13 protein-coding genes are annotated in these 11620 nt (G+C 28.7%); all 13 read right to left on the minus strand.

What is annotated here, in order from left to right; all coding sequences use genetic code 11:
* Nucleotides 1-29 precede the first annotated feature (29 nt).
* Complete coding sequence (gene rpoD / locus KGF45_RS04605) at nucleotides 30-1196, minus strand: RNA polymerase sigma factor RpoD (protein ID WP_227432810.1); 1167 nt, start codon at nucleotides 1194-1196, stop codon at nucleotides 30-32.
* A gap of 17 nt (nucleotides 1197-1213) precedes the next feature.
* The gene (gene dnaG / locus KGF45_RS04610; RefSeq protein WP_227827316.1) at nucleotides 1214-3040 is read right to left on the minus strand and encodes a DNA primase; all 1827 of its coding nucleotides are present in this window, start codon (nucleotides 3038-3040) and stop codon (nucleotides 1214-1216) included.
* A gap of 228 nt (nucleotides 3041-3268) precedes the next feature.
* On the minus strand, nucleotides 3269-4054 hold the full coding sequence (gene aroF / locus KGF45_RS04615; RefSeq protein ID WP_227827315.1) for a 3-deoxy-7-phosphoheptulonate synthase: 786 nt from the start codon (nucleotides 4052-4054) through the stop codon (nucleotides 3269-3271).
* Nucleotides 4035-4541, minus strand: a complete 507-nt coding sequence (gene folK / locus KGF45_RS04620; RefSeq protein ID WP_227827314.1) for a 2-amino-4-hydroxy-6-hydroxymethyldihydropteridine diphosphokinase — start codon at nucleotides 4539-4541, stop codon at nucleotides 4035-4037. Before folK ends, aroF begins: the two co-directional genes overlap by 20 nt.
* On the minus strand, nucleotides 4534-4899 hold the full coding sequence (folB, locus tag KGF45_RS04625) for a dihydroneopterin aldolase (protein ID WP_227432804.1): 366 nt from the start codon (nucleotides 4897-4899) through the stop codon (nucleotides 4534-4536). Before folB ends, folK begins: the two co-directional genes overlap by 8 nt.
* 10 nt (nucleotides 4900-4909) lie before the next feature.
* Nucleotides 4910-5701 carry a dihydropteroate synthase gene (gene folP / locus KGF45_RS04630; protein WP_227827313.1) on the minus strand — a complete coding sequence of 264 codons (792 nt, stop codon included), beginning with the start codon at nucleotides 5699-5701 and terminating at the stop codon, nucleotides 4910-4912.
* A gap of 66 nt (nucleotides 5702-5767) precedes the next feature.
* Complete coding sequence (folE, locus tag KGF45_RS04635) at nucleotides 5768-6340, minus strand: GTP cyclohydrolase I FolE (RefSeq protein WP_003429416.1); 573 nt, start codon at nucleotides 6338-6340, stop codon at nucleotides 5768-5770.
* 25 nt (nucleotides 6341-6365) lie between these two features.
* On the minus strand, nucleotides 6366-7067 hold the full coding sequence (locus KGF45_RS04640; protein ID WP_227841927.1) for a hypothetical protein: 702 nt from the start codon (nucleotides 7065-7067) through the stop codon (nucleotides 6366-6368).
* A 36-nt stretch (nucleotides 7068-7103) separates the two neighbouring features.
* On the minus strand, nucleotides 7104-7844 hold the full coding sequence (locus KGF45_RS04645; protein ID WP_227841928.1) for an aminotransferase class IV: 741 nt from the start codon (nucleotides 7842-7844) through the stop codon (nucleotides 7104-7106).
* The gene (gene pabB / locus KGF45_RS04650) at nucleotides 7834-9183 is read right to left on the minus strand and encodes an aminodeoxychorismate synthase component I (protein ID WP_227841929.1); all 1350 of its coding nucleotides are present in this window, start codon (nucleotides 9181-9183) and stop codon (nucleotides 7834-7836) included. The genes KGF45_RS04645 and pabB overlap by 11 nt, the downstream gene beginning before the upstream one ends.
* 1 nt (nucleotide 9184) lies before the next feature.
* A complete protein-coding gene (locus KGF45_RS04655) occupies nucleotides 9185-9769 on the minus strand; it encodes an anthranilate synthase component II (RefSeq protein WP_227827309.1) in 585 nt (194 codons plus the stop codon).
* Between the two features lie 26 nt (nucleotides 9770-9795).
* Nucleotides 9796-10515: a polysaccharide deacetylase family protein gene (locus KGF45_RS04660; RefSeq protein ID WP_227827308.1), complete on the minus strand. Its 720-nt coding sequence runs from the start codon at nucleotides 10513-10515 to the stop codon at nucleotides 9796-9798.
* A 27-nt stretch (nucleotides 10516-10542) separates the two neighbouring features.
* On the minus strand, nucleotides 10543-11607 hold the full coding sequence (locus KGF45_RS04665) for a CAP domain-containing protein (protein WP_227827307.1): 1065 nt from the start codon (nucleotides 11605-11607) through the stop codon (nucleotides 10543-10545).
* Nucleotides 11608-11620 lie beyond the last annotated feature (13 nt).

Consider the following 11620-nt stretch of genomic DNA (forward strand, 5'->3'; position numbering starts at 1 on the left):
TATTACAAAAACATTAATGATGTATCTTTTTAATCTAAATAATCTCTAAGTTTTTTTGATCTACTTGGATGTCTTAATTTTCTTAGTGCTTTTGCTTCTATTTGTCTTATTCTTTCTCTAGTTACATCAAACTCTTTTCCAACCTCTTCAAGAGTTCTAGCTCTTCCATCTTCAAGACCAAATCTAAGTTTTAATACTTTTTGCTCTCTATCATTTAATGAGCCAAGGACATCTTCTATTTGTTCTTTAAGTAGAGAATATGCTGCTGCCTCAGCTGGAGCTGGTGCATCATCATCTGGAATAAAGTCTCCTAAATGACTGTCCTCTTCTTCGCCTATTGGAGTTTCTAAAGACACTGGGTCTTGAGCTATTTTCATTATCTCTCTTACTTTATCTTCTGTCATTTCCATTTCTTTTGCAATTTCTTCTGGTTTTGGGTCTCTTCCAAGTTCTTGAAGCAGTTGTCTTGATACTCTTATTAATTTATTTATAGTCTCTACCATATGCACTGGTATTCTTATAGTTCTAGCTTGGTCTGCTATAGCACGTGTTATAGCTTGTCTTATCCACCATGTTGCATAAGTACTAAACTTGTAGCCCTTTGTATAATCAAATTTTTCAACAGCTTTTATAAGACCTAAATTTCCTTCTTGTATTAAGTCTAAGAAAAGCATACCTCTACCTACATATCTTTTTGCTATACTTACAACTAGTCTTAAGTTCGCTTCAACTAATCTTTGCTTTGCTATCTCATCGCCTTCATGCATTCTTCTAGCAAATTCTACCTCTTCATGTGGCTTAAGTAGAGGAATTTTTCCTATTTCTTTTAAGTACATTCTAACAGGGTCATCTATACTTATCCCTTTTGGTAATGATAAATCCACAGTTTCTATTTCTATTGCAGAAGAGTCCTCATGTGAAATTACTTCTGCATCTTCATCTATGTGGCTCATATTTAAATCGTCATCAGTAGCCGAAAAGTCTATATCAGCTTTATAGTTCTTTGTTTCTGTTATTTCTATTCCCAAATTACCTAAAGTTTCATAAAGATTTTCTACCTGATCCTTATCAAGTTCAGTTTCAGAAAAAGCTTCCATTATTTCTGCAAGCGTCAATGAACCTTGCTTTTTTCCTTTTTCTATTAATGTCTTAGCGGTAACTTTTTTTAACTCTTTTTTATTCGACTTATTTTCCACACTCAAACCTCCTTTCTCTACAAGCTTTTTAAAATTTTATTTATCTCAACTATTTTTAAAGCAATTTCCATAACTTTACCATCTACCTCTTTCATATCATTATTATTTTCTAATTCTTGTTGTTCTTTCAACAAGTTATTAATTTGTTCTTCTAATGAGTTCTTTCTGATATTTGTTATTATTCCTTCTATTTCTTTTGTGCTCTCTAAGTTTATACTATTCAAAGAAATTGAATTTAATTCTTTTAAGTATTCTTCGGATATGTTTAAACTTTTCAATTTGTCAATAGTTATTTTGTCCAATTCTTGATTTTTAATCATGTAATTTAAAATTTCTTTACTTTCATCCAATAAAAAATCACTTTCTTCTACCTTAAGTAACGCTATTTCTCTAATTTTTTTGTCTTCTAACATTATTTTTATTAGAGTTTCTTCAACTAATTGTTTTCCATCTTGTCTAACTTCGACTTTTTCAATTACTTTTTCTTCTATCTTTTTCTGGTTTTTGTTATTATATGGTTTATTGTAGTTTTTACCATATACTTCCCTTTTTATAGACTCGACATTAATATCTATTTTATTGCTTAAATATTTTGTATAAAAATCAATTTCTACAGGACTTGTCAATTGTTTTATAATCTTAGAAGCTTCTTTTGCAAACTTCACTCGTTCTTCATCTTTTTGAATATTGAATTCTTTTTTAAGATGATCTATTTTATATTTTATGTAGTGAGTAGAAACATCCATTGCCTTTTTATAATCACTAAGTCCGTATTTTCTTACAAATTCATCTGGGTCTTTAGAATCTTTCAAATCCAAAACTTTTACAGTAATACCTAATTTAATAAGTATATCTATAGCTCTTAAAGTCGCTTTTATTCCAGCTTCATCAGAGTCATAAGATATAATAGCAGTATCCGCATATCTTTTTATTAAAATACCTTGTTGTTCAGTCAAGGCTGTTCCAAGGGTTGCTACTACATTTCTTATACCATACTGATAAAGTGAAATTAAATCCATATATCCTTCAACTAAGACTATAGTTTTATTATCTAAATTTTTTCTAGCAAAATTTAATCCATATAAATTTTGTTTTTTATTGAAAATTAATGTGTCTGGAGAATTTAAGTATTTTGGTAAAGAATCATCTAGTACTCTTCCTCCAAATCCAATTATGTTTCCTCTATAATCAAATATAGGAAACATAACTCTATTTCTAAATTTATCATAGCAATTAGTTCCATCTCTATTTCTTGCAATTAGACCGCACTCCAGTAAATCTTGTTTTGTATACCCTTTATTAATAAGAGTATTCATAAGAGAATTCCATGAATCCAAAGAAAATCCTAGACCAAACTTTTTAATTATTTTATCATCTAGCCCTCTAATCCTTAAATATTCATACCCAAGATTTTTACTTCCTAATAAGTTTGAAAGATAAAATCTAGCAGCTTCTGTATGAATATCTTGAAACTTTTTAGATTTCTCTATTTTCATTCTAGTTTCTTCATTCATGTTGGTATTAATTTCTATACCGCATTTATTTGCTAAAATTTTTACAGCATCCATAAAATCTAAATTTTCCATTTTCATGACAAAATTTATCACATCTCCACCTTCACCACAACCAAAACACTTATAAATTTGTTTTGACGTATTTATATAAAAAGATGGAGTTTTTTCCCCATGAAATGGACATAATCCTTTATAATTAGCTCCAGATTGTTTTATACTCATATATTCAGATATTATACTTGCTATATCACATCTAGCTTTTATTTCTTCAATAATGTCTTTTATATCATTCATATTATCACCTTCTGGTGTAATTTTTTGTGTTAACATTTCTATTCTACACTATATTCTAAATTTGTCAATCACTCAATATACAGAATTCGACTTTTTTTATTGATATCCTTCTTATTAATCAAAAAATTTTTATTTTTTATGTTAATTCCATCAATATTAAATTTTTATTTATATCAAATATTCTAACTATTAAATTATATATCTATTATCTTATAAATTCACATCAAAAACTATCACGAATAAAAAAGAGGCTCTTGCCTCTTTTTAATAAACACTAATTGATTTCATCAAATCTTCAAATTCATCAAAGCAGAGAGATTGAATCCCATCTGATAGAGCATTTTCTGGGTCTGGATGAACTTCTATCATTATTCCATCTGCTCCACATGCAAGTGATGCCATTGACATAGGTTTTACTAAATATCTAACTCCAGTAGCATGACTTGGGTCTACTACAACAGGAAGTCCCGTTTCTTTTTGAATAATCGGTACAGCAGCTAGGTCTAATGTATTTCTAGTATAATCATTGTATGTTCTTATACCTCTCTCACACATTATAATATTACTATTTCCTTCTATTGCTATATATTCTGCTGCACCTATCCATTCAGTAATTGTTGATGCGATTCCTCTTTTTAACATAACAGGCTTATTCTGTTTTCCGACTTCACTTAAAAGAGTAAAGTTTTGCATATTTCTTGAGCCAATTTGAATTATATCACTGACACTATATAATTCATCCATATCTCTTATGTCCATAAGTTCTGTAATAACAGCTATACCAACCTCTTCTTTAACTGCTTTTAATATTTCAAGACCTTCTTTTTTTAATCCTTGAAATGAGTTTGGTGATGTTCTTGGCTTATATGCTCCTCCTCTTAAAATATTTGCACCATGACTTTTTACAAATTTAGCAGTCTTTAAAAGTTGCTCATAACTTTCTATTGCACATGGTCCAGCTATTACAAGTTTATCTTCTTTTACAGTTATTTTTTTATTATTTGTATTTATCACTATCTTTGAATTATCATTAAATAGGTTTTTTCTCATAACCTACAAGCTCCTTTACTTCTTCTATTTCTTTAGCAGATAGGAGGTTTAAATATTCTTTTATTGATTTTTTATTTATTAAAAGTTCCTCATTCAAATCCATAAGTGGTATCAAAACAAAAGCTCTATCTTGAATCCTTGGATGTGGTATTAGTAATCTTTCATCAGTTAAAACTACATCATTAAAAAATAGTATATCTACATCGATAGTTCTTGGACCCCAATGTACTATTCTCTCTCTATGCAATTCTTCCTCTATTTTTTGACAATATTCTAACAACTCATAAGGTTCAAACTCTGTTTCTATCTCTACACACATATTAAGAAAATCTGCTTGTTCTGTATATCCCCATGGCTTTGTTTCATATAATTTTGATTCTTTTACTTCATATATAGAATCACTATCTCTCAAAAGTTCACATGCTTTTGATAAATTATCAAATCTATTGCCCATATTAGTCCCTATTCCCAAATAAGCCTTATTCATCTCTTGTTCTCCTTATCTCAACACCAAAGTAGTCATAAATTCCATTTACAGGAGCTTCTGGCTTTCTAACTCTAACCATAACTCCATTTACAAGGTTAAATTTATTTAGGACTTCTTCAGCAATATTCTCTGCCAAAGCCTCCAAAAGATTAAATTGTTTATTTTCTGTAATATCCTTAACAACACTATAAACTTCAGCATAGTTTACAGATTTATTTATATCATCACTAAGTCCTGCTTCTCTTGAATCAACATAAAGTTCCATGTCGACAAAAAATTTCTGACCTAGAAAATTTTCTTCTTTAAGCACACCATGATATCCATAGAATCCTAGATTACTAAGTAATATTTTATCCATCATACTACACCTACTTTCTATATATTGCATCAGTCATTTTAGCTGCCATTAAATTTTCATAAACATCATGCACTCTAACTATATCTACACCATCTCTTATTCCAAGTACAGTAGTAGCTATTGTGCCTTCCAATCTCTTTTTAGGTTCAACTGGAAGTACTTTTCCTATTACTGATTTTCGAGATGTACCAAGTAAAATAGGATAGTCTAATTCTTTTAATTCTTTTAATCTTCTTAATACTTCTATATTTTGCTCAAATGTCTTCCCAAACCCTATCCCTGGATCAAGAACTATTTTTTCTTTTTTTACTCCACAGCCTATTGCCATTTTTATGCTCTCTTTAAAGAAGTCTTTTATTGACTCCATTATATCTTTGTCATAGTTTGTCCCATCTTGATTATGCATTATACATACTTCTGCATCATATTTTCCCACTACAGAAGCCATATTCTTATCTTTTCTAAGACCCCAAACATCATTTACCATAGTGACACCTAATTTTAGGGCTTCTTCTGCAACATCTGCCTTGTAAGTATCTATTGATATTGGTATATCTAATTCTTTTTTAAGTTTTTTTATCACAGGGATTACTCTTCTTAGTTCTTCCTCCGAATCCACATAGATATGACCTGGACGTGTAGATTCACCACCTAAGTCAATTATATCAGCACCTTGTTCAACCATTTCTTTTGCATGTTTTATTGCTATGTCTAAATTACTAAAGTCTCCTCCATCTGAAAAACTATCTGGAGTTACATTTAATATACCCATTATATAAGTTCTTTTACCATAATCAAACACAGTTAATGACACTCCCTTAAATTAAAATTTATATCTTATCAAGCGATTATTATCTACAATAATTCACTACTTCATAGTAATTAAACTCATAGCTTCAGCTCTTGATGCAATATCTTTTTCAAATATACCTCTAACTGCTGATGTAACAGTTTTTGAACCAGGTTTTTTTACACCTCTCATTGTCATACACATATGTTCAGCTTCTACTACTACTAAAACACCATATGGCTGCAATTCTTCCATTATTATGTCTGCTGCATTTTTAGTAATTCTTTCTTGTAGTTGAGGTCTTTTTGCTAATGTATCTATTACTCTAGCAAGCTTAGAAAGCCCTGTAAGTCTTCCACCTTTTGGTAAATAAGCGATATGTGCCTTTCCAAAAAAAGGAACTAAATGATGCTCACAGCATGAATAAAATGGAATATCTTTTACTAATACTAATTCTTCATGCTTTTCATCTGCAAAAAGAACTTTTAAGTGGTCTCTTGGTTCTTCACTAAGACCAGAGAATATCTCTTCATACATTCTAGCAACTCTATTTGGAGTCTCTATTAGACCTTCTCTATCTGGGTCTTCACCAATTGCTTCTAATATTTCTCTTACTGCATGTTGTATTTTTTCTTTATCTACTTTATTCATTTAAACTCCCCCCATTGACTCGTGACTAGAAGATTAATTTTATAATCTTTTTTGTCTCAATTTCTTTAAAAATATAATTATAAACATCTAAAAGTTTTTGATAGTCATAATTTTCACTTACCTTTGATACTAGGTTAAAAAGTTCATTATTTTCTTTTTTCAAAACTTTTAGCAATTTTTTATCTTTTGGTACCCATTTATCATTTGTATTAAAGTACCCAATTATTATATCTTTTAAATATAAATTCGTCAAAAAATGATATTCAAAAACATCAAATTTTTCTTTATTTTTCAACTTTGATATCTTTGTTCCAATATCTTGTTTCAAAAAAGACTTTTCTTCTAAAGATAATTTACTAGGACCCTTTAAGTAAATATCTCTACTTATATCTTTTATGGTATCGGATATATTCTCCATATCAAATAGAACCTTAGCATCTTTCATCTCTTTCACAAAGAAGTACTCTCTATCTGATAATAATTTTTTTACACCATCTTTTGAAAAATAATTTATATCAAATTCTATTCCCTTTTGTTCAAACAGTACTCGCTCTTGTTTTTCCCCTTCTTTTACAAAAACAAATACATCAATATCATTAATTTCTAAATCATAAAAACTAAAATCTACATCTTTACTAGAACCCACTAGAAATACTGCTAACGTATTTGGATTGTCTATTATTTTTTTTATATTTTCACTATATACTTTATAAGTATGACTTACCATCTCTTATCTCCAATAAATTGTTAATATTTTAATTTATTACAAACGCTCTATTATTTTATTAAAAATAACATTTTCTTTGTTAAATTCTGTCTTGTCAATTTCTGTAACTTTCATTGCTCCCATAAGACTATTTGTGACAAAAACAAAATCAAAACTACTAATTTCTGATATATTAATTTCATTTTCCACCAACTCTATATGTAATTCGTCACAAATCTTTATAATCCTTTTTTTTATTGTTCCATTTAAAATTGGTAATTTACTACTTGGTGTATATACTTTACTTCCTCCTATAAAGAATATATTGCTCATAGAACACTCTAAAATGACACCATCTGAATTTATAAATATCCCATCATTGTATCCATTCTTATTTGCAATATTTTTAGTATAAATATTTTCAAAATAATTAGTAGTCTTATGTCTATAGATTAGGCTATCACCCCTGACTATAGGCGATATAGTCAATTTCAAACCTTTATTATATGCTTCTTTATTGTATGGAATTTCTCTAATAGATATATTGTAACCTTCATCAAAAACGGTAATCCTAAGTGCTTTATTAATAATATTTTCTTTTTCTATGTATTTAACAATTTCATCTATTAGGAATCGCTTTTCATAATTTATATTCAAATCCAAACATGTTATCGAATTAAGCATCCTATCTATATGTGTATTTAAATCTATAGCTATACCATCTTTAACTTTAATAGTCTCAAATAACCCAATTCCAAATTTACTCAAGCTACTATTAAAGCTTAAATTATTCTTCATAATATCCCCTCAAGGCTTTCATTATAGATTTTGCTTTATCTAGTGTTTCTTGGTATTCTTCATCTGGGTCAGAATCCCAAGTCATACCTCCTCCAACTTGAAAATATACTTTTTTATCTTTTTTTATTATAGTTCTAATTGCTATATTAAAATCCATATCACCATTAAAACCTATATACCCAATTGAACCAGTATATACATTTCTCTGTGTTGGTTCCAGTTCATCTATAATTTCCATTGCTCTAATTTTAGGTGCTCCTGTTATAGAACCACCTGGAAAAGTTGCTTTTATTATATCAGTAGCATCCTTATCATCTTTTAGTTCCCCTACAACTGTTGAAACCAGATGGTTTACATTTGCATAAGGTTCAATTACAAACAACTCTGGAACTTTGACACTTCCAGTTTTAGATATTCTACCAATATCATTTCTTTCTAAATCCACTATCATAAGTAGCTCTGCTCTATCTTTTTCACTATTTTTAAGCTCCTCTTGAAGCTTTAAATCTTCTTCCTTATTTTTACCTCTTGGTCGAGTGCCTTTTATTGGTCTTGCCTCTATTTTTTTATCAATACATCTTATAAATCTCTCTGGAGAATTTGATAAGATATGTGCTTCTTCAAAATTTAAAAATGCTCCAAATGGTGCTGGACTAAATCTTCTTAAATCTCGATATAACTCAAAACTTGTCAGTTCTGTTTCCCCACTAAACCTTTGTGTCAAGTTAGCTTGATATATGTCACCTTGTTTTATGTACTCTCTAACATTTTCAACTGCATTTTTAAATTCTTCCTTTGTAAAATTAGATTTAAGTTGAATAGGTTTTACATCTTTTTCCTGATAACATATACTATCTATTCCTTTTTTCTCTTCTCTTAATATTTTTTCTTCTATATCAGCTATTATTTTTTCTTCTACTTTTATATCTATATCTGGAGTAGCTATGTAAGTTTTTTCCTTTAAATGGTCTATTACTATAACATGGTTATAAAATCCAAAATACATATCAGGTATCTCAATATTATCTATAGCAGTTCTAGGTAATTTTTCTATATAATTTCCCAAATCATAAGACAAATATCCTACAGCTCCACCTATAAATGGCAAATTAGTTTTATTTATAACTTTATATTTATCTAATTCTTTTTTCAAATTTTCTAATGGATTTTCATCAGTATTTTTATATCTTAATACTTTAAATGGCTGGCTACTTATAAAAGAATATCTTCCTAATTTTTCTTTGTCCATAGCACTATCTAATATAAAACTATCATTTTCATTTCTAAAAATAGTAAATATCTCAAAAGAATTTAATTTAGTTTTTATTTCTCTTATCATCTTATATATCCATCCTTTCCCTAGCTTCTTTTATAAAGTTTTTCAGCATTTCATGACCATACTCTGATAAAATAGCTTCTGGATGAAATTGTACTCCTTCTATTAAATACTTCTTATGTCTAATTCCCATTACTTCACCTATATTTGTTGTTGCAGTAACTTCAAGTTCTTCTGGAACTGTATCAGAATCAATTATAAGCGAATGATACCTAGTAACATTTAAAGGATTTTTAAGACCACTAAAAACTCCCTTATTAATATGGTTTATACTATATACTTTTCCATGAACAGGCTGTTGTGCTTTTATTATATTACCCCCAAAAACATGTCCAATAGTTTGGTGCCCTAAACAAATTCCTAGTATAGGCTTCTTACCTTTAAAATATTCAACAATATCTATACAAATCCCAGCTTCTTTTGGAGAACATGGACCTGGAGATAACACAATTACCTCTGGATTTAGTTCTTCAATACCTCTTAATGTTATTTCGTTGTTTCTTTTTACTATAACTGTTTCCCCCAATTCTTCTATATATTGTACTAAGTTATATACAAAAGAATCATAATTGTCTATCATGAGAATCATACTATAAATCTCCCCCCCAAAAAAAATTATTTCATTAATTCAGAAACTGTAACAAACTTAAAGCCTTTTTCTATCATCTTTGGAATAAACATGTCCAAAGCTTTAACTGTATCATTAGTTGCATAGTCATGTAAAAGTATTATATCTCCATTTTGTACTTTATTAATTATTTTATCTGCGATACTATTAGCTCCAGGATTTTTCCAATCCTTCACATCTACTCCTGTCCATAAAACTACTTTATAATCATGCTTTTTTGCAATTTCTAATAAATCCTTTTCTCTGTAACTCCCAAATGGTGGTCTAAATAATGTAGGTTTCTTTCCAGTAACTTTCTTTAAAATTTCTTCACACTTAACAATCTCTTCTTCAATTTGACTAGAAGTTAAATTGCTTATATCAGGATGATTAAAAGTATGATTTCCTATTTCATGCCCTTCTTTACTTGCTCTTACCAATGGTTCTTTATACCACTGTGCATGTTTTCCAGCTATAAAAAAAGTAGCCTTTACGTTATACTTCTTTAACACATCTAAGACTTGACTAGTTTCTTTAGGATGAGGTCCATCATCAAAGGTAATTGCTATTAGTTTCTTTTCCCTTGAACCATGTTTAATTAAAATATTTTCATTTGTGTCCGTCATTAAAGCAGAAACCTTACTAAAATTGGCTATTAGTATTATTCCACAAAACAAGACTACTGCTATTAAGCACTTAAATATTGTCTTTTTTTTCCCTGGTGTCATTTTTAAACTTCCTTTCAAATATTTTAGTTATTTATAAAAATTTTGAGTGTAATACGTTTTATAACTTCCTCCAAATATTACTCCAACTCCAATATTATTATAATTCCCCAAAATATTTTTTCTATGTCCTTCTGAATTCATCCAAGCTTCATGTGCATATATTGCATTAATCTGTCCTGCTGCTATGTTTTCTCCTGCTGAGGTATATATTATTCCTTCTCTTTTCATTCTATCAAATGGAGTTTCATCTTTTTTGTTTATATGGTCAAAAAAATTATTATCTCTCATATCTTCACTGTGTTTTCTTGAACTTAAAGTAGCTTGTTCACTATATCTTAGTGAATTCAATCCTCTTTGATTTCTAACACTGTTTACAAGGTCTATAATTTCAAATTCAAAACATTTTTTAAGCTCTTCTTTATCGGTTGGATATAATTCTTTGAACTCATCTTCTGTAGTTTTATCAATTATTAAATATGAACAAACTCTATTTTTTTCATGAATATCATAGAAAATTGTAATATATTTACCTCCCTTACTTATTATATCATATTGATTTTCTGAATTTATTATATATCTAGTATTTCCTTTTTTCTTATATTTTAATGGCGTAATCTTGTTTCTCACTGTCTGTCTATCTTGATTTATTTTTATATCTTGATTTTCACATGAGTCCATAGAGTTGCTGTAAAGTGCAACTACCTCATCACTTTCAATACCAACCATTGCAAAATCTTTTCCATATTGGTTGTATACATACCAGTCAAATCCATATTCACTAGTATCAATTCTGCCAGGCTTTCCAATATTAGCTAAAACTTGAGTTAAGTTTTCTCCTAAATTTAGTTTTTCAAAATTTTTTATATTAGTCTCGTTTAAATTATTCTCTCCATTATCATCTGGTTGTGAGTTTTGATTTTTCTCATCTTCCTTTTTCTTTGAATTATCACCTAAGTTTATTTTATCTAAAAACTCACTCCATATTTCGCTTTGAAAAAATTCTTCTTTCAAATCATCTACTTCTCTCAATAATTCAGGACTATAAAATAAAACAATAAGTATTACTAATACTAAAGCAATTAATTTTTTCAATATATTCCTCCTT

This window comes from Clostridioides sp. ZZV14-6154 (assembly GCF_020657785.1).
Lineage (GTDB): Bacteria > Bacillota > Clostridia > Peptostreptococcales > Peptostreptococcaceae > Clostridioides.

Excerpts from the sequence above, each read along its gene's own strand:
- dnaG (WP_227827316.1), bottom strand. The coding sequence starts at position 3,040 with ATGTTAACACAAAAAATTACACCAGAAGGTGATAATATGAATGATATA.
- aroF (WP_227827315.1), bottom strand. The coding sequence starts at position 4,054 with ATGAGAAAAAACCTATTTAATGATAATTCAAAGATAGTGATAAATACA.
- folK (WP_227827314.1), bottom strand. The coding sequence starts at position 4,541 with ATGAATAAGGCTTATTTGGGAATAGGGACTAATATGGGCAATAGATTT.
- folB (WP_227432804.1), bottom strand. The coding sequence starts at position 4,899 with ATGGATAAAATATTACTTAGTAATCTAGGATTCTATGGATATCATGGT.
- folE (WP_003429416.1), bottom strand. The coding sequence starts at position 6,340 with ATGAATAAAGTAGATAAAGAAAAAATACAACATGCAGTAAGAGAAATA.
- KGF45_RS04640 (WP_227841927.1), bottom strand. The coding sequence starts at position 7,067 with ATGGTAAGTCATACTTATAAAGTATATAGTGAAAATATAAAAAAAATA.
- KGF45_RS04645 (WP_227841928.1), bottom strand. The coding sequence starts at position 7,844 with ATGAAGAATAATTTAAGCTTTAATAGTAGCTTGAGTAAATTTGGAATT.
- pabB (WP_227841929.1), bottom strand. The coding sequence starts at position 9,183 with ATGATAAGAGAAATAAAAACTAAATTAAATTCTTTTGAGATATTTACT.
- KGF45_RS04655 (WP_227827309.1), bottom strand. The coding sequence starts at position 9,769 with ATGATTCTCATGATAGACAATTATGATTCTTTTGTATATAACTTAGTA.
- KGF45_RS04660 (WP_227827308.1), bottom strand. The coding sequence starts at position 10,515 with ATGACACCAGGGAAAAAAAAGACAATATTTAAGTGCTTAATAGCAGTA.